At 64.5% G+C, this 21,806-nt stretch carries 16 protein-coding genes and 1 pseudogene; 12 read left to right on the top strand and 5 right to left on the bottom strand.

The features are described 5' to 3' along the window. Positions 1-3 precede the first annotated feature (3 nt). Positions 4-657: a protein-methionine-sulfoxide reductase heme-binding subunit MsrQ gene (gene msrQ / locus AC3RCJ_RS03755; protein ID WP_492956875.1), complete on the top strand. Its 654-nt coding sequence runs from the start codon at positions 4-6 to the stop codon at positions 655-657. Here msrQ and lptM read toward each other — a convergent pair. After that, positions 654-836 carry an LPS translocon maturation chaperone LptM gene (gene lptM / locus AC3RCJ_RS03760; RefSeq protein WP_492956874.1) on the bottom strand — a complete coding sequence of 61 codons (183 nt, stop codon included), beginning with the start codon at positions 834-836 and terminating at the stop codon, positions 654-656. The two genes, msrQ and lptM, sit on opposite strands and share 4 nt — an antisense overlap. A 40-nt stretch (positions 837-876) precedes the next feature. Between lptM and cyaY the strand changes: the two genes are divergently transcribed. Continuing rightward, a complete protein-coding gene (gene cyaY, locus AC3RCJ_RS03765) occupies positions 877-1,206 on the top strand; it encodes an iron donor protein CyaY (protein WP_492956873.1) in 330 nt (109 codons plus the stop codon). 141 nt (positions 1,207-1,347) lie between these two features. Here the strand turns inward: cyaY and AC3RCJ_RS03770 are convergent, their stop codons facing one another. Continuing rightward, positions 1,348-3,693, bottom strand: coding sequence for a penicillin-binding protein 1A (locus tag AC3RCJ_RS03770; protein ID WP_492956872.1), 2,346 nt, complete (start codon positions 3,691-3,693; stop codon positions 1,348-1,350). Between the two features lie 301 nt (positions 3,694-3,994). Here AC3RCJ_RS03770 and pilM point away from each other — a divergent pair, with 301 nt between their 5' ends. The 10 genes and pseudogenes from pilM (at position 3,995) to AC3RCJ_RS03820 (ending at position 18,209) form a co-directional block, all read left to right on the top strand. Then, positions 3,995-4,627 (top strand): pilus assembly protein PilM, encoded by a 633-nt coding sequence (pilM, locus tag AC3RCJ_RS03775; protein ID WP_492956871.1) that lies wholly within the window; start codon positions 3,995-3,997, stop codon positions 4,625-4,627. 5 nt (positions 4,628-4,632) lie between these two features. After that, on the top strand, positions 4,633-5,190 hold the full coding sequence (locus AC3RCJ_RS03780; RefSeq protein ID WP_492956870.1) for a PilN domain-containing protein: 558 nt from the start codon (positions 4,633-4,635) through the stop codon (positions 5,188-5,190). Positions 5,191-5,227: 37 nt separating this feature from the next. Further along, positions 5,228-6,253: a pilus assembly protein PilP gene (locus AC3RCJ_RS03785; protein WP_492956869.1), complete on the top strand. Its 1,026-nt coding sequence runs from the start codon at positions 5,228-5,230 to the stop codon at positions 6,251-6,253. Between the two features lie 101 nt (positions 6,254-6,354). Then, a pseudogene (locus AC3RCJ_RS03790) lies at positions 6,355-7,680 on the top strand (type IV pilus secretin PilQ); the annotation flags it as partial. A 112-nt stretch (positions 7,681-7,792) separates the two neighbouring features. Then, positions 7,793-9,973, top strand: a complete 2,181-nt coding sequence (locus AC3RCJ_RS03795; RefSeq protein WP_492956868.1) for an Ig-like domain-containing protein — start codon at positions 7,793-7,795, stop codon at positions 9,971-9,973. A gap of 39 nt (positions 9,974-10,012) precedes the next feature. After that, the gene (gene aroKB, locus AC3RCJ_RS03800; protein ID WP_492956867.1) at positions 10,013-11,632 is read left to right on the top strand and encodes a bifunctional shikimate kinase/3-dehydroquinate synthase AroKB; all 1,620 of its coding nucleotides are present in this window, start codon (positions 10,013-10,015) and stop codon (positions 11,630-11,632) included. Between the two features lie 2 nt (positions 11,633-11,634). Next, positions 11,635-12,771: a deoxyguanosinetriphosphate triphosphohydrolase gene (locus AC3RCJ_RS03805; protein ID WP_492956866.1), complete on the top strand. Its 1,137-nt coding sequence runs from the start codon at positions 11,635-11,637 to the stop codon at positions 12,769-12,771. 379 nt (positions 12,772-13,150) lie between these two features. Further along, positions 13,151-13,861, top strand: a complete 711-nt coding sequence (gene dsrO, locus AC3RCJ_RS03810) for a sulfate reduction electron transfer complex DsrMKJOP subunit DsrO (protein ID WP_298410154.1) — start codon at positions 13,151-13,153, stop codon at positions 13,859-13,861. Between the two features lie 3 nt (positions 13,862-13,864). Then, on the top strand, positions 13,865-14,977 hold the full coding sequence (gene nrfD / locus AC3RCJ_RS03815) for an NrfD/PsrC family molybdoenzyme membrane anchor subunit (RefSeq protein ID WP_492956865.1): 1,113 nt from the start codon (positions 13,865-13,867) through the stop codon (positions 14,975-14,977). 10 nt (positions 14,978-14,987) lie between these two features. Further along, complete coding sequence (locus AC3RCJ_RS03820; RefSeq protein WP_492956864.1) at positions 14,988-18,209, top strand: molybdopterin dinucleotide binding domain-containing protein; 3,222 nt, start codon at positions 14,988-14,990, stop codon at positions 18,207-18,209. Here the strand turns inward: AC3RCJ_RS03820 and AC3RCJ_RS03825 are convergent. From AC3RCJ_RS03825 to mutY, 3 genes are read right to left on the bottom strand one after another with little or no spacing between them, the layout of a single operon-like run. Next, positions 18,206-18,829: a response regulator transcription factor gene (locus tag AC3RCJ_RS03825; protein WP_492956863.1), complete on the bottom strand. Its 624-nt coding sequence runs from the start codon at positions 18,827-18,829 to the stop codon at positions 18,206-18,208. The genes AC3RCJ_RS03820 and AC3RCJ_RS03825 overlap by 4 nt on opposite strands. Further along, positions 18,826-20,628, bottom strand: a complete 1,803-nt coding sequence (locus tag AC3RCJ_RS03830; RefSeq protein ID WP_492956862.1) for a sensor histidine kinase — start codon at positions 20,626-20,628, stop codon at positions 18,826-18,828. Before AC3RCJ_RS03830 ends, AC3RCJ_RS03825 begins: the two co-directional genes overlap by 4 nt. After that, entirely contained in the window at positions 20,628-21,803 is a 1,176-nt protein-coding gene (mutY, locus tag AC3RCJ_RS03835) for an A/G-specific adenine glycosylase (protein ID WP_492956861.1), read from the bottom strand. Before mutY ends, AC3RCJ_RS03830 begins: the two co-directional genes overlap by 1 nt. Positions 21,804-21,806 lie beyond the last annotated feature (3 nt).

The following is a 21,806-nucleotide window of genomic DNA, read 5'->3' on the forward strand; positions in this document are numbered from 1 at the left end:
ACCATGGCCATCAACCCCACGAGCAGACAGCTGTCGCTGCTGAAAAGCCTGCTCTTCCTGCTGGCGCTGCTTCCCTTTGCGCGCATGGTCTGGCTGACCTATACGGGGCAACTGGTGGAGCCGCTGGAATTCATCACGCGCGGCACGGGCGACTGGACCCTGTATTTTATCTGTATCAGCCTGGCGGTCACGCCCTTGCGGCGCCTTACGCAGTGGAATTGGCTGGTCAAGCTGCGGCGCATGCTGGGCCTGTTTGCATTTTTCTACGCGGCGTCGCACTTCACCACGTTTTTATGGTTCGATCATTTTTTCGATGTGCAGGAAATGTGGCAGGATGTGCTCAAGCGGCCGTTCATCACGGTCGGTTTTATTGCCTTTGTGTTGCTGATTCCGCTGGCCGCGACGAGCACGAACGGCATGGTCAAGCGGCTGGGCGGCAAGCGCTGGCAGTGGCTGCACCGGTTGATCTACATCATCGCGCCGCTCGGCATCCTGCACTTCTGGTGGATGAAGGCGGGCAAGCACAATTTCGCGCAACCGATACTGTTCGGCGCCATCGTCGCACTACTGCTGGCATTTCGCCTGTATGTCGCCTGGAACAAGCGCGTCAAAAGCGCCAGGGCGGCGCATGCCGCCACCCCGGCACGTTCCGTTTAGGTCACCGGCACGATGACGGGCGGCGGCGGCACGGGCGCCGGTTCGACGGGGCCTTTTGCCGGCTCGCCCTTGGCCGCCGGCGGCTTGGGCAGGTACAGGGGGCCGGGCTGGCCGCAACCGGCCAGGACGCTGGAAACCACAATGGCAATGCCGATATAAAACGCTGGGGATGACTTCACGATTAGAATCACGGTTTGATTAAGATCTTTGGAGTGTAGCATGAGCGAATCGGAATTCCTGGCCCTGGCCGAAGCCACCCTGACGGACATCGAGGCGGCGCTGGACCGGCTGAACGATGAAGACGTGCTCGACGTCGAATGCAGCCGCAGCGGCAATGTGCTGGAAATCGAGTTTATCGATAACGGCACGAAAATCATCGTCAACAGCCAGGCTCCCATGCGCGAAATGTGGGTGGCCGCCCGTTCCGGCGGTTTCCACTACAAGCGCGTGGGCGACGAGTGGATCAACACGCGCGACGGCTCGGAACTGTTTGCCGCCTTGTCCAGCATGGCCAGCGAGCAGGCGGGCGCGCCCGTCGTGCTGAAGTAATTGTTTTAGCCGCGCGCAAGCAAAAAGGGCAGCCTGCATGGGCTGCCCTTTTTTTTATTGCGTAATCCGACAACATTTGGCGCCGGCGTGGTGCCGGGTGACGGCCTGCGGCCTATCCCGGACCTGCTCCATGCGCTGCCGTCAGAACAACTCGTTCTTCACGGCTTCTTTCGCTTTTTCTTCCTCCGGCGTGCCGCGCGCCGCGCCTTCCAGGCTGCCCACGCCCGTGCCCGGTGGATTTTCCGCATAGTAATACTCGTCGCCCACGCGTATCAGGCCGTCCGGCACGGCGCGTTCCTCGACGGGAATGCTCTTCAGGGCTTTCGCCATGTAGTTGATCCAGATCGGCAAGGCCAGGCCGCCGCCCGTTTCGCGGTTGCCCAGGTTGCGTGGCTGGTCGTAGCCGATCCAGGCGATGCCCACCAGCTTGGCCTGGTAGCCGGCGAACCACGCGTCGATGGAATCGTTGGTGGTGCCCGTCTTGCCGGCCAGGTCAGGGCGCTTCAAGGCCATGGCCTTGTTCGCCGTGCCGAAGCGCACGACGTCGTTGAGCATGCTGTTCATCATGAAGGCATTGCGCTCGTCGATGACGCGGTTGGCTTCCTCGCCCGCCAGGTCCGGCTTGGCTTGCGACAGGACGTTGCCGTCGCTATCGGTGACCTTGGCAATCAGGTAGGGGTTGATCTTGTAGCCGCCATTGGCAAACACGGCGTAGGCGCCGGCCATCTGCAGGGGCGTCACGTTGCCGGCACCCAGGGCCAGGGTCAGGTAGGGCGGGTTCTTGTCCGCGTCAAAGCCGAAGCGCGTCGCGTATTCCTGGCCATACTTGGCGCCGATCTTGTGCAGGATGCGGATGGAAATCATGTTCTTCGATTTCATCAAGCCCTTGCGCATGGTCATCGGACCATCGTATTTGCTGTCGTAGTTCTTCGGTTCCCACGCCTGGCCGCCCGTCTGGCCCGCGTCGAACGAGATCGGCGCATCGTTGATGATGGTGGCCGGCGACAGGCCCCGTTCCAGCGAAGCGGAATAGATGAAGGGCTTGAAGGCGGAACCGGGCTGGCGCCACGCCTGCGTCACGTGGTTGAACTTGTTGCGGTTGTAATCGAAGCCGCCCACCATGGCGCGGATGGCGCCGTCCGTGGTGCTGGCCGAGACGAATGCCGATTGCACTTCCGGCATCTGCGTCAGGACCCAGTTGTCGCCTTCACGCATGACGCGGATCACGGCGCCGCGCTTGATGCGGCGGTTGGGCGCTGCTTTTTCCGACAGCCAGGCCGCGCCGAAGGTCAGGCCCGGGCCGGTAATCGTGATTTCTTCGCCGGCCGAGGTGACGGCCTGTAACGATTTGGGCGAAGCCTGCAGCACCATGGCGGCGATGATGTCGTCGCTGTCCGGGTGGTCGGCCAGTTCCGTCTCGATGGCGTCGTCCGCCTCGGCCTTGGTCTTCGGAATCTCGATATACGCTTCCGGGCCGCGGTAGCCGTGGCGCTTCTCGTAATCCATGACACCCTTGCGCAGGGCAAGGTAGGCGGCGTCCTGGTCGGCCTTGGTGATGGTGGTGTAGACATTCAGGCCGCGCGTATACGTGTCTTCCTTGAACTGCTCATAGACCAGCTGGCGTGCCATTTCCGACACATATTCCGCGTGCACGCCGAAGGCGCTGCTGTCGGTCTTCACTTTCAGCTCTTCATTCTTCGCTTCCTCATACTGGGCCGGCGTGATGTAGCCCAGCTGCGCCATGCGCTGCAGGATGTATTGCTGGCGCATGCGCGCGCGCTTCGGATTGACGACGGGATTGTAGGCCGACGGCGCCTTCGGCAAGCCGGCCAGCATGGCCGCTTCGGCCACTGTCAGGTCCTGGATGTGCTTGCCAAAATAAATCTGAGCGGCCGAGGCGAAGCCATAGGCGCGTTGTCCCAGATAAATCTGGTTCATATACACTTCGAGGATCTGGTCCTTGCTCAGATTTTTTTCGATCTTCCATGCCAGCAAGACTTCATATGCCTTGCGCTTCAGGGTCTGTTCGCTGGACAGGAAGAAGTTGCGTGCCACCTGCTGCGTGATGGTCGACGCGCCTTGCTTGGCGCCGCCCGTCAGGTTATGCAGGGCCGCACGCGTGATGCCCAGGTAGTCGACGCCACCATGTTCATAGAAGCGGTCATCTTCGATGGCCAGCACGGCTTTCTTCATGACATCGGGAATATCCTTGATGTGCACCATATTGCGCCGCTCTTCACCGAACTCGCCGATCAGCACACTGTCGGACGTGAAAATCCGCAACGGCATCTTCGGTTTGTAATCGGTCAGGGTGTCGAGTGCGGGCAAGTTCGGATACGCCATGGCCAGGCCGAACACCACCAGCAAGATGCCAACGACGCCCAGGCCCAGGAACGATACCAGGGCCATCAGCAGGAAGCGTTTGGGTTTGCTGCCCTTATTGGGCGGTTTCGAGCCGGCGTTGCCAGCAGATGTTGAAGATGTCATGCGTGTTATGTCTTTCGGTTAATTATGCCGGCCAATTATAAGCGAGCTTGCCGGACGGGCGGCGCGCCTGGCGCCTGCCGCGGGCGGGGCGAAAATGTTGTCGCTACTCTATATAAGCGCGTCTGGGCCGGCTGGCAACCAGGATTTGGTAACAATTATCCTGCGCCAGATCACTGCCGAGCCAGATACACGCGCGGCGCCGCAATCAAGGGCCTGAAATCCATTTACAGGCGGTCACCGTCGAGACTAGGATTTCTGCTGGCAGCTGCCACGCCATGGTGATATTTCTCTTATGAAAAACATGTCCATCCGTAGTCTTTTTGGCTCCGCCTTGCTTGGCGTCGACATGGGCGACGACGCCGTGCGCGTCGTCGAACTGGGGCGTAACCGGGGAACGTTGTCCTGCCGCCACTATGGTGTCGCGGCGCTACCGCCAGGAGCGATGCTCGACGGGCATATCGAAGACCCGGACAGCCTCTCTGTGGCCGTGCGCCAGGCATGGCGCGCGAGCGGTAGCGGCTGCGCCAGGGTGGCGCTGGCCATGCCCGCCACGGCCCTGATCACGCATGCGATCCGGCTGCCGGCAGGGTTGCCGGATGAACAGCTGGAAATCCTCGTGGAACTGGAAGCGGCGCAATACATGCCGTTTGCGCTGGAAGACGCCAGCCTGGATTTTTGCGTGCTGGGACCCGCGCCCCCGCTTGCGCAGGCCAGGGAGGATGCCGAAATCGATGTGCTGCTGGTGGCGGCGCGGCGCGCCAGCGTGCAGCGTCGCCTCGATGTGGCCGCGGCGGCCGGTTTGCGGGCCATCGTCATGGATAGCGAGCCGCTGGCGCGGCAAGCGGCCCTGGCGCAAGGCGGCTGGCGCACCTTGCCAGATGGTCACGCCTGCCAGCTGGCCTGGGGCCTGGCCATGCACCGCTTTGACCGGTGAGCGCCATGGCTGAGCGCGTGTGGGTCAATCTCTTGCCGCACCGCCAGGCGGCGCGGCGCCGGCGCGAGCGATCGTTACTGAGCTTGCTGGCAGGCGGCGCACTGCTGGGCCTGCTGCTGATGCTGGGGGCGGGTGTCTGGCTGCAGGCCCGCCTCGATGCCTGTACCGAGCGCCAGGATGGCTGGCGCAGCGCGTTGCGGCAAGTCGATGGCTTGCTGGCCGAAGGCCGGGAGGTGCAAGGCGAGATGGCCGTGCTGGCCGCGCGCCAGCACGCGATTGCCGGGCTGCAGGCGCAGCGCAATGCCTGGGTGGCCATGTTCGGGACGCTGGCGCGCGCGATGCCGGCCGGGGTGGTCTTGCGTAGCGTGCGCCAGGAGGCGGCAACCGTGCGCCTGCAGGGGCTGGCGATCTCGCAGGACAAGGTGGCGGCGCTGCTGCAGGCGCTGGCCCAGGCGGCACCCATGTCGGCACCGCAACTGCTGGAAGTGCGGCAGGGCTTGCCCGAGGCGCGGGCCGGCGCGGTGGAATGGACGATACAGCTGACATTGGCAAGCCCGGCGTAATCTTTTGCGTAACCGTGGATACTGGAGGTGGCTGATCATGCTGAGCCTTGGAAAAGCATCCTTATGGCCGCTGCCCGCGCGCCTGGCGGGCGCCGCCCTGATGGCGCTGCTGGCAGCCATGCTGTTGTACCTTGCCTGGCTCGATGGCCTGGTTTCCGCGCTGCAGGCGGCGCAAGGGGAAGAGCGCGGCCTGCGCGCCACCTGGCTGCAGGCACAGGCCAGGGCCGCCCGCTTGCCCGCCTGGCGCGAGCAGCGGCGCCAGGCGCGGGCGGAACTGGCCAGCCTGGAGCTGCAATTGCCCGACAGCCAGCAGATGGCGGCGTTGTTGTCTGCCATGCACGAGACGGCCCGTTCGCGGGGTTTGCAGTCTGTGCTGTTCAAGCCTGGCGCGCCGCAGCCGCAGGCGCATTACGTCGCGCTGCCGCTTGCCATCGAGTTGCGCGGCGGCTTTCACGCCATGGGACAGCTGCTGGCGGACCTGGCGCGCCTGCCCCGCATCGTCACCGTGCATGGACTGACCTTGACTACCGACAAGGATGGCGCACTGCTCCTCGACGCCGTGCTGCGCGCCTATCGCTTGCCCGATGCGGCCGAGCGGGCGGCGCAAACGGCGGCATCCCCGCCCTTGCCAACGAGCACGATGGCATGGCACCGGGCCGCTGCCTTCATGCCGCGCCCCTACGATGCCGCCGCGCTTGCCGACCCGTTCGGCATGTTGCCGGTGGCGCCGCAGGCTGTCCCGGGCGGCGTGGCGGGGCCGGATGTACGCCGTCCCCGTGAGCCGCTGGAAAGCGTGGCCTTGTCGGCGATCAGCATGGTGGGCAGCGTGCGGCAAGGGGGCCGCCTGAGCGCGCTGCTGCTGGCCGGACAGCGCGTGCACGCGGTGGCGGTGGGCCAGCACCTGGGGCAGGATCATGGCGTGGTGACGGATATCAGCGAGCAAGCCTTGCAGTATCGGGAATTGTTGCGCGAGGCGGATGGCGTCTGGCGCGAGCGGCGCGGCAGCCTGGCCTTGCAAAAGGCGGGCGAGGCCGGCAAGGCGGCGCGGGAGGGCGAGCAATGACGCCGCGCCTGGTGTTGCCGTTGCTCTTGCTCGGCGTACCGTCGTGCGGCGCGGCCAGCGTGCAGGAAGATGCCGTGGTGCATGTGTCGGCGCCGCGCCTGTATGCGGGCGAGCATATTTCCGTCGATTTCCAGAATGTGGGCGTGCGCGCAGCCCTGCATATCCTTGCCGATGCGTCCGGACAAAACATCGTCGCCAGCGACAGCGTCGCGGGCAACCTGACCATGCGCCTGCGCGACTTGCCGTGGGACCAGGCGCTCGACGTGCTGCTGCAGGCGAAGGGGCTGGATATGCGCCGCAACGGCAATGTGCTGTGGATTGCGCCGCGCGAGGAAATCCTCGCGCGCGAAAAGCTGGAACTGGAACAGCGCGCGCAGATCGCGGAACTGGAACCCTTGCAATCGGCCATCTTCCAGCTCAACTACCAGAAGGCCGAGGCGTTTCGGACGGTGTTCGGCCTCGATGCGGGCGAGGGGCGCAGCCGCCTGCTGTCGCGCCGTGGCAGCGTGCTGATCGAGCCGCGCACCAACCAGCTGTTCATCACCGACGTGCCGGCCCGGCTGGAACAGATCCGCCTGCTGATCGCCAGGACCGACGTGCCCACGCGGCAGGTGCTGATCGAGGCGCGCATCGTCGAGGCGAACGACAGTTTCAGCCGCAACCTGGGCGCGCGCCTGGGCTTTACGGACCAGCGCCTGGCACAGGGCCAGGTACCCGGCTTTTCGCTGGGCGGCAGCGGACGCCGCGCGGCCATCGGCGGCACGTATCAGGGCGTGGGCGAGGCGACGGGACAGGCCGTGGCCGGCAGCGGTGCTTTCGTGCCGAACACGCAATTCGTCAACTTGCCCGCTGCCAGCATCAATGGCTTGCCGCCCGCCAGTTTCGCCCTGAGCCTGTTTTCGGCGGGGGCCAACCGCTTCCTGAACCTGGAACTGTCCGCGCTGGAAGCCGATGGCAAGGGCAAGATCATTTCCAGTCCCCGCGTGGTGACGGCCGACAAGGTGCTGGCGCTGATCGAACAGGGCATCGAGTTGCCGTACCAGGTGGCCACCAGCAGCGGCGCCACGTCAATCACGTTTCGCAAGGCCAACCTGCGGCTGGAAGTGACGCCGCAGATCACGCCGGACGGCAATGTCGTGCTGGAAGTGGACGTCAACAAGGACAGCGTGGGCCAGGAAACGCGCTCCGGCTTTGCCATCGACACCAAGCACGTGCGCACGCAGGTGATGGTGGAAGATGGCGGCACGGTGGTGTTGGGCGGTATTTATCAGCAAACCGAACGGGGCACGGACAGCAAGGTGCCACTGTTGGGCGATATCCCCGTGCTCGGTGTTTTTTTCCGCAGCACGGGCCGCAGTCAAGAAAAAACGGAACTGATGGTGTTTATTACGCCGAAAATAGTGGCAGATCGGCCAGCAACACGTTAATGTCACATCTTTACGTTTAAGTAACAATGCAGACGAAAGCGGACTGATGGCGACTATGCGGAATTTTTCTTTAGGCAATACTTCTTGGAGTGGGGTATCGAATTGGCTGGTCTTGCTGGCGCTGGGCTTCCTGCTGGCCGCCTGCGGCGGCGGCGGCGGTGATCCGACCCTGGGCGTCAAGGATGGCGCGAATGCCGGTGTCGGCAGTGTGCTATTGGTGGCTGGCGCAACGACGATTGTGGCTTCGGGCGCGGATGGCACGGAAGTCGTGCTGACGGCTGTGGTGAAAAATCCCGGCAATAATGCCATGGCAGGCCAGACGGTGACCTTCACGGCCAGTTCCGGCACCATCAGCAATACCAATCGCGTGACGGACGCGAATGGGACGGTGACGGAAAAACTCAGCGTGAAAGGCGATGCGAGCTTGCGCGACATTACCATCAAGGCCAGCAGCAGCGGCGTTGAGTCGGCCCCCGTGGTGGTGAAAGTGGTACCTGTCACCTCCGGCATTGCCAGCTTGCTGCTGACGTCTTCCGGCGGCACCCTCGCTTCTTCGGGCGGTACCGCCGTTAACATGATCGCTTTTGTCAAAGACGCCAACAATGCCGTCGTGCCCAATGCCAGCGTGACGTTTAGCGCCGATTCGGGTGCGCTGGGCGCGACCAAGGTCAATACCAATGCCCAGGGACAGGCGCTGGTCAGCCTGAATACGGGGGGCGACGCCAGCTTGCGCACGATCAAGGTCACGGCCAGCGCCGGTGCGCAGACGGCCAGCACGGACATCGGCGTCAGCGGCACCCGGCTGGTCATCAGTGCCTTTTCGACGGTCAACCTGAAGACGAGCACCGACATGGTGGTCAAGCTGGTCGATTCGAGCGGCAACCCGCTGGTGGGCAAACCGGTGACATTCAGCGCCCGCAGCAATGCCATCACGGTCAAGGGGGGCGCCGCGAGTCCTGCGCTGACCGACAACAACGGCCAGTTGGTGCTGAGCTACAACGCCCAGGCGGGCAGCAGCGACAGCATCAGCGTCAAGGCGCAGGGTGACAGCGTTGTGTTGCCAATTACAATTAATGCATCGAACTTCACGATCAATGCCGTGTCGGGCGGTAATGTGGCGTTGACCAGCCTGAATACGAACACTTGCTATGCGGTGACGGTGCATAGTGATGTGGCTGGCGTGCCACAAACGGGCAATGTGCGTTTCAGTACGTCGCGCGGCGCCATCTACCAGGATGCCGCTTGCGGCACGCCTTTGCAGGCACCGCTGGCGCTGGTGGGGGGCAATGCCATCGCCTACGTGCAGGCCAGCGGCGCCGGGCTGACCGCTCTGACGGCGAAGTACGACGGCAGTGGCGCCTCGGTGCAGACCGAAGTGGAGTTTGTTGCGCCATTGACGGCCCAGGCCACGATCAGCCTGCAAGCCGATCCGGCGGTCATCGGTGCCAATACGGCCGGCAGCACGGCGCAGCGCAGCGCCTTGCGCGCCGTCGTGCGCGATGGCACGGTGGAAAACAACCTGGTCAAGAATGCACAGGTGAGCTTCTCGATCCAGACCGATTCCAGCAATGGTTCCCTGAGCTCGCCTTCGCTGGTCGCCACCGACAGCGATGGCGTGGCCACGGTCAGCTACATCGCGGGGCAGGGCACCACGGGTGTCGATGGAGTTGTTGTCAAGGCGCAACTGCAGGGCGTGTCGAGCAATGCCGCCACGGTCAAGCTGACGGTGACGAAAAAATCGCTATTCATCAGTGCCGGCAGCGGCAATGCGCTCGATGCCTCTGACAGCAGCACCTATCGCAAGACATATAGCGTGTTTGTGACGGATGCCGCCGGCAACCCCGTGCCGGACGTGATCATTACGGCCGCCGCTTGGCCCCGCTACTATTACAAAGGCTATCTGCAATATTCCCAGGCTGCGCAGTCGTGGATAGTCGTGAGGACAGCGAACGCCTGTGACAATGAAGACCGGGATCGCAGCGGCACTTTCAATCCGAATAACGACTACAACCTCAATGGCCGTCTCGACCCGGGCATTCCGCTCAATCTGTCGACCGGCGGCAAGACCGACAGCTCGGGAACGGCGATGGTTACCCTGACTTATCCGCGCGACAGAGCCAACTGGCTGGACGTCGAATTGACGATTCGTGGCAATAGTTCCGGGACGGAGGCAACTTATGTCGGTTACACTTTGCTTCCGGGGCTGGCCACGGACTTTAACCGCGTGGATGTTTCCCCTCCAGGCGTCATCAGTCCGTATGGGCAAGCCACTGATTGTCGTAATCCAAATTAACTGTCGTAGCACATGCAAAATCTGTTTTTAGTAGGCCTCATGGGCGCAGGCAAAACCACGATCGGGCGCATCCTGGCCCGCAAGCTGGGCTTGCGCTTTGTCGATTCCGACCACGAGATCGAGGCACGCACGGGAGCGACCATCCCGTGGATCTTTGAAATCGAAGGCGAGGCCAGCTTTCGCCGGCGCGAGGCCGAGGTCATCCGCGACCTGAGTGCCCAGGAAGGCATCGTCATGGCCACGGGCGGCGGGGCCATCCTCAACGCGGACAGCCGCGCCTACCTGAAGGAACGGGGCACGGTCGTGTACCTGCGCGCCAGCGTCAGCAACATCCTCACGCGCACCAGCCACGACAAGAATCGTCCGCTGCTGCAGACGGCCGACCCGCGCAAGAAGCTCGAGGAATTGACGGCGCAGCGCGAACCCCATTACATGGAAGTGGCCGACATTGTGATCGACACGGGCCGTCCTAACGTACAATCGATGGTCCAGACCATCCTGATGCAGCTGGCCAGCCTCGAGTGCGAGGCTTCGCCCAACTGCGTCATTCATGCAGAGCCTTCGATGAACGAGCAATCCAAAATGTTGTTGAGCGTAGACCTCGACGAACGCAGTTATCCGATCGCCATCGGCCCCGGCCTGCTGGCCGACGCCGATGCGCTGCTGCGCCATATCAGTGGCCACAAGGTGGCCATCGTCACCAATACCACGGTCGCCCCGCTGTACCTGGGCCGCCTGCAGGCGGCGCTGGCCAGCGATGGCCGCGAAGTGATCAGCATCGTCCTGCCGGACGGCGAAGAATATAAGAACTGGGCCAGCCTGATGCAGATCTTCGACGCGCTGCTGGCCAATAAATGCGACCGCAAGACCACCCTGGTGGCGCTGGGCGGCGGCGTGATCGGCGACCTGACCGGCTATGCGGCCGCCAGCTACATGCGCGGCATCGGCTTCGTGCAGGTGCCCACCACCCTGCTGGCGCAGGTCGATTCCTCCGTCGGCGGCAAGACGGGCATCAACCACCCGCTGGGCAAGAACATGATCGGCGCCTTCTACCAGCCGCGCGCCGTGATCGCCGACACCTCGACCCTGGAAACCCTGCCGGCGCGCGAGCTGTCGGCCGGCCTGGCCGAAGTGATCAAGCATGGCGCCATCATCGATGCCGCCTTCTTCGACTGGATCGAGGCGAACATGGGCAAGCTGATGGCGCGCGACAAGGGCGCCCTGGCCTACGCCATTGCCCGCTCGTGCGAAATCAAGGCCGACGTGGTGCGCCAGGATGAACGCGAAGGCGGCTTGCGCGCCATCCTGAATTTCGGCCACACCTTTGGCCACGCCATCGAGGCGGGCCTGGGCTACGGCCACTGGCTGCATGGCGAAGCCGTCGGCTGCGGCATGGTGATGGCGGCCGACCTGTCCTGCCGCATGGGCTATATCGACCAGGCGGCCGTCGAGCGCGTGCGCAAACTCGTCGCCGCCGCCGGCCTGCCCGTCAAGGCGCCGGACCTCGGTGTCGACCGCTGGCTGGAATTGATGGAAGTGGACAAGAAGAACGAGGGCGGCGCCATCAAGTTCATCCTCTTGAAACCCTTGGGCAGCCCGATCATCACGTCGGCGCCGCACGAACTGGTGCTCGCTACCCTGGCCGCCGGAGTGCAATAGCCATGACGCCGGAAGACTTCCTTGCTCCGTATGCGGCCCATTCGGCACAGGGGCAGGGGCGTCGCTTTGCCGAGGCGGCGCACGCCTCGCGCAGCCAGTTCCAGCGCGACCGCGACCGCATCATCCATTCCTCGGCCTTCCGCCGCCTCGAATACAAGACCCAGGTCTTCCTCAACCACGAGGGCGACCTGTTCCGCACGCGCCTCACGCACAGCCTGGAAGTGGCGCAAGTGGGCCGCTCCATCGCGCGCAACCTGCGCCTCAATGAAGACCTGGTCGAAGCCATCGCCCTCGCGCATGACCTGGGCCACACGCCGTTCGGCCACGTGGGCCAGGACGTGCTCAACGAGTGCATGCGGGACCATGGCGGCTTCGAGCACAACCTGCAAAGCCTGCGCGTGGTCGATACCCTGGAAGAGCACTACGGCGCCTTCGATGGCTTGAACCTGATGTTCGAGACGCGCGAAGGCATATTAAAACACTGCTCGCTGGCGCATGCGCGCGAACTCGGTCCCGTGGCGCAGCGCTTCATCGACCGCACGCAACCGACGCTGGAAGCGCAGCTGACCAACCTGGCCGATGAAATCGCCTACAACAGCCACGATATCGACGATGGCCTGCGTTCGGGCCTGATCACCATCGCGCAGCTGGAAGAGGTAGCGTTCTTCGGTCGCCTGTGGCGCGACGTGCAGCAGGCGTTCCCCGGCCTGTCGGGCCGGCGCGCCATCTACGAAACCCTGCGCCGCCTGATCACGGCCCTGGCCGACGATCTGATCGTCACGTCGACCACCCTGATTGCGGACGCCGCTCCCCGCGACGTCAGCGAAGTGCGCGCCAGCCCGCCATTGATCCGTTTTTCGGACGCCATGCGCCGCGATGCGACGGACCTGAAACGCTTCCTGCGCGCGAACCTGTACCGCCACTACCAGGTCAACCGCATGCGCGTGAAGGCGAGCCGCATCGTGCGCGAACTGTATGACAGCTTCATGGCCGAACCGGCCCTGCTGCCGCCCGATTATCAGGTCAATGGCGATGACGTGACTAAGCAGGCGCGCAAGATCGCCGACTACATCGCCGGCATGACGGACCGCTACGCGATCCGCGAGCACCGCCGGCTGTATTCTTTGGATGAGTTGTAGGTCGGGTTAGCCGGAACGGCGTAACCCGACATCACCACCATGCCTGCCAACAAGGTTGTCGGATTACGCGCTGGCGCGCCTCGGCGGCCCCGCTAATCCGACCTACCCCTGCATCGCCGGCATGACGGACCGCTACGCGGTCGCGAGCACCGCCGCTTGCATTCTCCGGATGCATTGTAGGTCGGATTAGGCCGCAGGCCGTAATCCGACAGCATCGTTGGCGGCCCCGCTAATCCGACCTACTCCGCATTGTCGATCCTGTCAATTGGCATGATCATCTAGGCCCCCACCCGATCACCCCAATATCCGTACGGCAACTTCTTTTCTATCATGGCAGCAAGTCAACAAGGGCTTGCCGCCCATAGTCAAGGAGAGTGTCATGATTGAATCGCGCCGCAGTTTCTTGCGCGCCTTGCCAGCCGTAACCATCGGGGCGGCCATCGCGCCGCTGCCCGGCAAGGCCGCCACCAGGGGCGAAGGCGGGCAGCGCTGGGCGATGGTGGTCGATGTGCAGAAATGCATCGGCTGCCAGGCTTGCACGGTCTCCTGCATCATGGAAAACGCCGTGCCCGAAAACAGCTTCCGCACCGTCGTCTCGACCTATGAAGTCAAGGAAGAGAACCGCTGCGGCACCTACATGCTGCCGCGCCTGTGCAACCACTGCGCCAATCCCCCCTGCATTCCCGTCTGTCCCGTGGGCGCCACCTTCCAGCGCAAGGACGGCGTCGTCGTCGTCGATGGCGACCGCTGCGTGGGCTGCGCCTACTGCGTGCAAGCCTGCCCCTACGACGCGCGCTTCATCAACCACGAGACGGGCAAGGCCGACAAATGCACGTTCTGCGCGCACCGCGTCGACGAAGGCTTGCTGCCGGCCTGCGTGGAAACCTGCGTCGGCGGCGCGCGCATCTTCGGCGACCTGAATGACCCGGACAGCATGGTGCACCAGCTGCTCACCGAGAACAAGGTGAAGGTGCTCAAGCCGGAGCAGGGCACCCAGCCCCATGTGTTTTACCTGGGACTGGACACGCGCTTCGCCGGCCACGTCGAGGGCGAGGCGACACTTTGGCAACCGAGCAAACACGGGAAATAAACCATGGACAGCCACATCACCGAAATTCTTAACGTCACGCGCGAAGCGGCATGGCTGCCGTGGGCGGTGCAGTATTTTTTCCTCATCGGCCTCAGTTACGGCAGCTTCATGCTGACCTTGCCGTACTTCGTCTTTGGCCGCAAGGCGTATGAGCGCCTGGGACGCATCGCGCTGCTGGCGTCCCTCGTCTGCGGCATGACGGCGCCCGTGGCGCTGCTGGCCGACCTGCACGGGCCGGGCCGCTTCTACCACTTCTATATTTACTTCCAGCCGCAGTCGTGGATGTCGTGGGGCTCGTTCTTCATTCCCCTGTATCTGGGCTGTCTGATGCTGTACGCATGGCTGGCGCTGCGCGTGGACTTCGCCACGCGGGGGCAGGGCCAGGACCGTTTGGCCTTCCTGTACCGCCTGGCCGGGCGTGGTGGCGCCGCCTCCCTGCGGGCCATCCGCATCGCCGCTGTCTTCACCCTGCTCGCCGCCTTTGTCGTGGCCCTGTACACGGGCATGGAAGTGATGGTGGTGCGCGCCCGTCCCCTGTGGTTCACGCCTTTCCTGCCGGCGCAGTTTGCCGCCACGGCCTTTGTCGGGGCGGTGGGCCTGGCGCTGCTGTTCAACCGCTTCCTGCCTGGCCGCGACCCGGCGCTGGAAGTGTCCTTGAACCGCGCGCTGGCCCTGTCGCTGGCGCTGGTGCTGGCCCTGGGCGGCGGCTGGCTGTTCGTCAGCCTGTCCGGCGTGAGCGCCAGCCACAGCATGGCCTTTACCCAGGTGGCCGGCATGCCGCAATGGCAGTTCACGGCTGTCTGGGCCGTGCTGTCGTCCATCGTGCCGATGGCGCTGGCCATCTGGCGCCCGGCCACGAGCGGCCTGGCCAATGGCCTGATCGCGCTGCACAGCGCCTGGATGATGCGCTGGACGATCTTCATCGGCGGCCAGAACATCCCGAAAACGGGCGCGGGCCTGTACGACTACCACCTGCCGATGGGGAACGACGGCTTGATGGGCATTCTCGGCACGGCCGGACTGTGGATCGCGCTGCTGTTGCTGATGCTGGAATTTTTGCCATGGGCCGGACGCGTCGTCGCTGCACGCAGCCGTCCCGCCATGGCCACGCACTAAGGAGTCAAAAATGAACGAACACACAAATAACGACGACCGCAACGACGTCCCTGAAGACGAAAAAGAAAAACGCCGCAAGCTGCTGCGCTACGGCGCCATCGGCGGCGGGCTGGCCGCGTTTGCCGCCAGCTTTTCCACCACGGCCGGCCGCATGGTCGACCACGCGCTGGGCAAGGACAAACCCGTACAGCGCTTGCACGGCAATTCGCTGGCGCCCGAGTTTTCCGTCGACACGGCCACGGGCAAGCTGACCGTCAACCCGGACCAGCAGGTCAGCTACACCATGTGCATGGGCTGCACCACGTTCTGCGGCGTGCGCGTGCGCCTGGATAAAAAAAGCGGCAAGGTGCTGCGCGTGGCGGGCAATCCCTACAGCCCCATGTCGGCCGACCCGGCGCTGCCCTATCAAACCTCGATACGCGACAGTTTTGTGTCGCTGTCGCGCTTCCAGGAAAAGGGCTTGAAAGGGCGCTCGACCGCTTGCGGCCGCGGCAACGGCGTGCTGGAGCAGATGGAGTCGCCTTTTCGCGTGCTGGCGCCCATGAAACGCGTGGGCCCGCGCGGCGGCGGCCAGTGGGAGCCGATCGCCTTCGATCAGCTGGTCAAGGAAGTGACGGAAGGCGGCGACCTGTTTGGCGAAGGCCATGTACAGGGACTGCGCGCCTTGCGCGAGCTGGAAAAACCGATCGATCCGGCGCAGCCGGAGCTGGGCCCGCAAGTCAATCAGGTGGGCCTGATGTGCAGCACCGACGATGGCCGCCTGGCGTTCGGCACGCGCTTTTTCAAGCAGTCGTACGGCAGTTTGAACCTGGTCAACCACGGCTCGTATTGCGGCGGCGCCTACCGCAGTGGCTCGGGCGCCATGTTCGGCGACATGAAGAAAATGCCGCACGCGAAAGTGGACCTGGAAAACACGGAGTTCTGCATCTTCGTCGGCACGGCGCCGGGCAATGCGGGCAATCCGTTCAAGCGCCAGGGCACGCTGATCGCCAAGGCCCGCTCGGGCAAGCGCGAGTTCAGCTACGTCGTCGTCGACCCCGTGCTGACGAACGCGGACAGCCTGGCGGCGGGCGACCGCAGCCGCTGGGTGCCGATCAAACCGGGCACCGATGGCGCGCTGGCCATGGCGATGATACGCTGGATCATCGAGCACGAACGCTATGACCGCAACTTCCTCGTGCAGCCTAACCTGAAGGTGGCGGAAGCAGCGGGCGAAGCCGCCTGGTGCAATGCTACGCATCTGATCATCAGCGAGAAGGGCCACCCGCGCGATGGCCGCTACCTGCGCGCGTCGGACATCGGCGCGGTGGAGCTGGCCGAAGAGGAGCGCTACAAGGATGGCGACGCGTTCTGCGTGATCGACGCGGCCACGCAAGCGATCGTGCCGCACAATGCGGCCAAGGGCGAGGCGCGCCTGTTCTTCGACGGCCCGCAGGAGGTGGCCGGTGCGCCGCTGCACCTGAAGACGGCCATGACGATGCTCAACGAGGAAGCGCAGCGCCACAGCATGGATGACTATTCCAGCGCCTGCGGCATCCCGCTTGACATCATCGAAGGCCTGGCGCGGGAACTGACCAGCCATGGCAAGCGCGCGGCCGTCAATGCGCACGGCGGCATGATGTCGGGCGCGGGTTTTTACAACGCGTATGCGCTGGTCATGCTCAATACCCTGATCGGCAATTTGAACCGCAAGGGCGGCACCCTCGTCAACGGCGGCAGCTTCAAGGATGCGGGACCTGGGCCGCGCTACAACCTCGAGAGTTTCGACGGCGAGATCAAGGCGGCCGGTATGCCGATCGGGCGCAATGTGCCGTATGAAAAAACCTCGGAATTCAAGCTGAAGAAGGAAGCGGGCAAGGCGTATCCGGCCAAGGCACCGTGGTATCCGAACGCGCCCGCGCTGGCGACCGAATGGCTCACCAGCGCCATGAACGGCTATCCCTACACCTTGAAGGCGCTGATACTGTGGAGCTGCAATCCCGTCTACGGCATCACGGGCTTGCGCGCGCAGATCGGCAAGGAGCTGGCCGATCCGCAGAAGATTCCCCTGATCGTCGCCATCGATCCCTTCATCAATGAAAGCTCGGCGTTTGCCGACTACCTGCTGCCCGATACCTTGCTGTATGAAAGCTGGGGCTGGGCCGGCGCCTGGGGCGGCATGCCCGTCAAAATGAGCACGGCGCGCTGGCCCGTGGTCGAACCGCGCGTGCAAAAAACGCCGGATGGCCAGACCATCTGCATGGAATCGTTCTTCATCGCGCTGGCGAAAACGATGGCCTTGCCCGGTTTCGGTCCGGAGGCCCTGCAAGACATGGAGGGCCAGCGCTTCCCCCTGCAGCGCGCGGAAGACTGGTATCTGCGCGGCGGCGCCAACATCGCCTGGCAGGGCAAGACGGCCGTGCCGGAGGCGAGCGACGACGACATCGCGCTGTCCGGCGTGGCGCGCATCCGCCCCGAACTGGAGCGCACCCTGAAGCCGGAAGAGTGGCGCAAGGTGGCCTTCATGCTGGCGCGGGGAGGGCGCTACCAGAGCTATGGCGAGATGTTTGGCCTGCGCCTGCCGCCACCGGCGAATGCCAAGGCGCCGGCAGCACCCGTTCCGGTGCTTGATGAGACGCCGTACCCGCAGGACTGGTCCACGCACCGTTACCTGAAACCGATGATGCTGTACAACGAGGGCCTGGGCGTGAGCAAGAACAGCTTGAGCGGCAAGCGCTTTCCCGGCACGCCCGCCTGGAGGGTGGCGGCGTTTGCCGACGGCACGCCCGTGCGCAAAACCTACCCTGCCAGCGAATGGCCGTTCGAGTTGATCAGTTTTAAATCGGCGCTGCAGAACTCGTACAGCATCGGTGCGCGGCGCTTGCGCGGCATCCATCCGGACAACCCCGTCGCCGTGCATCCTGACGATGCGGCGCGCCTGAAGCTGGAGAATGGCGACCAGATTTATCTGGAAACGCCGGGCGGCAGGGCCAGGGCCACGGTGATGCTGCGCCATGGCGTGCAACGGGGCGTGATCGCCGTCGAACACGGTTTCGGCCACAAGGAGCACGGCGCGCGTGCCCACCGCATCGGCAAGTCGCGCCAGCCCGACGAGCCGGCCATCGGCGCGGGCATCAACCTGAACGATCTGGGGCTGACGGACCCGAGCCGTGGCGACAAGAACGTGTTTGTCGATCCCGTCTCGGGCACGTCGGTGCGGCAAGGGCTTCCTGCCCGTATCGTGCGGGCCTAGATTTCTCCACCCGCCATCAGCAGCCGGGCCACCTCGGCTGCTGAATGCAGGCCCAGTTTTTCCATCGTGTTATGGCGGTGTACCTGCACCGTCTTGTCGCTGATACCGAGTTCGCGGGCGATGACTTTCGACGCCTTGCCTTCGGCCATCAGCAGCGCCACTTCGCGCTCGCGCGCGGTGAGCCTGGCCAGCGCCGATTGCGCCGTATTCGCGCTGGCGGCGCTGCGGCTTTCTTCCACGCTGCGGGCCACGGCCCGGCTGACGGCATCGAGCAGCACCTGGTCCTTGCACGGCTTTTCCAGGAAGTCGCAGGCGCCCGCCTTCATCGTCTGCACGGCCATGGCCAGGTCGCCGTGGCCGCTGAGGAAAATCACGGGCAGCGAGATGGCGTGCCCGGTCTTGTTATTCAACTCCTGCTGCAGTTCCAGCCCGCTCATCAAAGGCATGCGCACGTCGAGCAGCAAACAGCCCGGCACATGGCCATCGTAGCGCTGCAGGAAAGCGCGCGCCGATTCAAACGTCTGCACTTGCCAGCCGGCCGAATCGAACAGATAGGCCAGCGAGCGGCGCATGGCGGCGTCGTCGTCGACGACAAAGATGATCGCATCGCTTTCGTTCATGGTGTTTCCTTGTCTACTTCCATATGGATATCTTCGGGCAGGCGGAACCAGACCGTCAAGCCCGGCGCGTCGGCGTTGGCATGGGCCGACAGGCTGCCGCCGAACGATTCGATGATGCTTTTGCTGAGCGACATACCCAGCCCCAGGCCCTCGGCCTTGGTGGTAAAGAAGGGTTCGAACAGGCGTGCCATCTGCGCCGCCTGCAGGCCGCAACCGGCGTCGCGCACGGCCACCGTGCAGGCGCCATTTTCGCGGTGCAGCAGCACGCCGATCGGGTGCTGCGGATGGTCGTTTTCCACCTGCGCGTCGAGCGCATTTTTCAATAAATTGAGCAGCACCTGCTGCACTTGCTGCGGGTCGGCCAGCACGCGCGGTGCGGCGCTGACCGCCTCGTGGCGCCAGCTGATGTTCGCTTGCGGATGGGCCGCGCGGAACAGCGATACCGCCTGCTCCACGGCGTCGGCCAGGGCGAAGGCCGTGCTGTGCGCGGGACGCTTTTGCGCCATCGCGCGGATGTGCCGGATGATGGCGCCCGCGCGTTCGCTTTGCGTGGCGATTTCCTGCGCGCCGTCGAGCAGCGGCGCCGCGTCGAGCCGGCCCGCCGTGATGCGGCGCGCCATGCCGCGCGCGAAATTGCCGATGGCCGCCAGCGGCTGGTTCAATTCATGCGCGATGGCGCTGGCCATCTCGCCCAGGATGGCCAGGCGTGCCGTGTGGTCGAGCGTGGCCTGGCGCTGGCGCGCCTGTTCTTCCAGCGCGCGCTGCTGGTGCTGGGCCGCGCGCAATTGCTCCGTGCGCCGGCTGACCAGGTATTCCACGCGCACCGTATGCACGGCCCAGGCCACCAGCAAGGCCAGTGCCAGCAGCATCCAGCCCCAGTAGCGGCGCAGCGCCGTCTCGAACGTCAGCTTGTTCAGGTAGGCGTAGGGGCCGATGCGCAGTTCGCGGAACAGTTCATCGACGATCTGGTAGTCGCTGGGTACCGTCCAGCTGTAACCGTCGGCCGTGCGCGGCATGGCCAGCAGGGCCAGTGCCACTTTTTTTGCCAGCGCGGGTGGCGTCTGGCGCAGGGCGACGAAGGGCCAGTCCGGATACAGGCGCGATGAAGTGGCGCAGCGAAAACCGGGAATCGGGCGCGTGGTGATGACGCGCAGTTCGTCCGCCCGTACTTCGCCGCGCGCCACCATCTGTTCCAGCAAACAGGTGCGCACGATGCCGGCATCCATGTGGCCCGCACGCACGGCTTCGACGATCTGCTGCGAGGGAAAACCGCTGTAGCGCAGGCTGGCAAAATCGTGCGTGGGATCGAGGCCAGCCTCGAGCAATTCGCGCGCGGCGATCTGATAGCCGCCAAACGCGTCGGGCGCCACCGCCATCACGTTCTTGCCCGCCAGGTCGGCCAGGTCGTGCAGCGGCGATGCATTGCGCACGACGATGGCCGAGCCGATCGCCTGGCGCGGCGAGTCCGTCCATGGCGATTCGAGCGTGGCGATGCGGCTGGCGCCATCGCTGTGTTCCAGCGCCACGTAGTGGCCGCTGCTGGTGATGGCAAAGGCGATGGCCTGCGATTGCACGGCGCGCGTCAATCCCGCCTGGTCATAGTCGGCCAGGATGAAACGGATGCCGGGGATGCTGGCCTGCAGGTGGCGCGTCACGTATGACCAGTCCTGCTGCACGGCGTCGCCGCCCTTGTAGGCCAGCACGCCTATTCTCACCTCTGGTACCTGCGGCAGCGCGTCAGCCGCTTGAGCGCCGTGCAAACACAGCGCCGTCAGCGCGAACAGTAAAAAACGCCGCACTAGAACATGCTGCGCTGTGCCGCGCGCGCATCGCCGAACAGCTCCAGCAGCAGTTTCTTGATGGGTGCGGGCAGCGGCGCGTCGGCGATCTTCGCGCCGTCGTACCAGACGTGCGTCGCCTCCCCGGCCAGCGCCAGGCGCCGCGCCAGGGTGATGCGACAGGGCACGATGTACAGCTTGTAATGGGTGAATACGTGCACGATGGGCAGCAGCCGTTCCTGCGTTTCGATGGCGCCGAATGGTGCCACGGCGCGCGCCAGAACCTGCTGGTCGATGTCGCGCGGCGCGTCTGCATCGGCCAGCACGTGGCCATCGAGTTCGGGCAGCGACAGCAAGCCGCCCCAGATGCCCGAGCCGGGTCGCTGCTCCAGCAGCACCTGGCCGTCGTCGATGATGACGAGCATGACGGCATGTTTTTCGGGGTTGGCCTTCTTCGGTTTGCGTACTGGTAGATCCTTGGTGCGGCCGGTGGCGTAGGCCACGCAGCGCGGCTGCAGCGGGCAGCGCCCGCAATCGGGGTTGCTGCGCGTGCACAGGGTGGCGCCGAAGTCCATCAGTCCCTGCGTATAGGCTTCGATACCGGTTTCTGGCAGCAGCGCTTCGGCGCGGCGCCACATGGCTTCCTCGACGCGTTTTTCGCCGGGATAGGCATCGATGCCGAAGGTGCGCGCAAACACGCGCTTGACGTTGCCGTCCATGATGGCCGCGCGCGTGCCGCTGGAGAACGCGGAGATGGCGGCCGCCGTCGAGCGGCCGATGCCGGGCAGGTCGGCCAGTAGCAGCGGGTCGCTGGGGAACACGCCGTCATATTCGGCCACCACGCGCTGCGCGCACTTGTGCAGGTTGCGCGCCCGCGTGTAGTAACCGAGGCCGCTCCACTGCGCCATCACGTCCTCCACCGGGGCTGCCGCGAGGTCGCGCAGGGTGGGGAAGCGTTCGAGGAAGCGCGCGTAGTAGCCGAGCACGGCCGTCACCTGCGTTTGCTGCAGCATGATTTCGGACAGCCAGATCAGGTAGGCGTCGCGCGTGTTTTGCCATGGCAGCGCATGCCGGCCATGCTGTTTTTGCCAGGCGATGACGGTGGCGGAAAAAGTCGGGTCGATATAATTTTCAGGCGCGTTTTCAAACTGAGTTGCGCCCGTGGCGGGCGAGAGCGGATGCAGCAGACGTTTCATGCA

This window comes from Janthinobacterium sp. GW822-FHT07H11 (assembly GCF_058798615.1).

Coding starts and splice junctions, on each gene's coding strand:
- AC3RCJ_RS03770 (WP_492956872.1), bottom strand. CDS start 3,693: ATGACATCTTCAACATCTGCTGGCAACGCCGGCTCGAAACCGCCCAAT.
- msrQ (WP_492956875.1), top strand. CDS start 4: ATGGCCATCAACCCCACGAGCAGACAGCTGTCGCTGCTGAAAAGCCTG.
- AC3RCJ_RS03820 (WP_492956864.1), top strand. CDS start 14,988: ATGAACGAACACACAAATAACGACGACCGCAACGACGTCCCTGAAGAC.
- AC3RCJ_RS03785 (WP_492956869.1), top strand. CDS start 5,228: ATGCTGAGCCTTGGAAAAGCATCCTTATGGCCGCTGCCCGCGCGCCTG.
- mutY (WP_492956861.1), bottom strand. CDS start 21,803: ATGAAACGTCTGCTGCATCCGCTCTCGCCCGCCACGGGCGCAACTCAG.
- AC3RCJ_RS03825 (WP_492956863.1), bottom strand. CDS start 18,829: ATGAACGAAAGCGATGCGATCATCTTTGTCGTCGACGACGACGCCGCC.
- pilM (WP_492956871.1), top strand. CDS start 3,995: ATGTCCATCCGTAGTCTTTTTGGCTCCGCCTTGCTTGGCGTCGACATG.
- dsrO (WP_298410154.1), top strand. CDS start 13,151: ATGATTGAATCGCGCCGCAGTTTCTTGCGCGCCTTGCCAGCCGTAACC.
- aroKB (WP_492956867.1), top strand. CDS start 10,013: ATGGGCGCAGGCAAAACCACGATCGGGCGCATCCTGGCCCGCAAGCTG.
- cyaY (WP_492956873.1), top strand. CDS start 877: ATGAGCGAATCGGAATTCCTGGCCCTGGCCGAAGCCACCCTGACGGAC.
- AC3RCJ_RS03805 (WP_492956866.1), top strand. CDS start 11,635: ATGACGCCGGAAGACTTCCTTGCTCCGTATGCGGCCCATTCGGCACAG.
- nrfD (WP_492956865.1), top strand. CDS start 13,865: ATGGACAGCCACATCACCGAAATTCTTAACGTCACGCGCGAAGCGGCA.
- AC3RCJ_RS03780 (WP_492956870.1), top strand. CDS start 4,633: ATGGCTGAGCGCGTGTGGGTCAATCTCTTGCCGCACCGCCAGGCGGCG.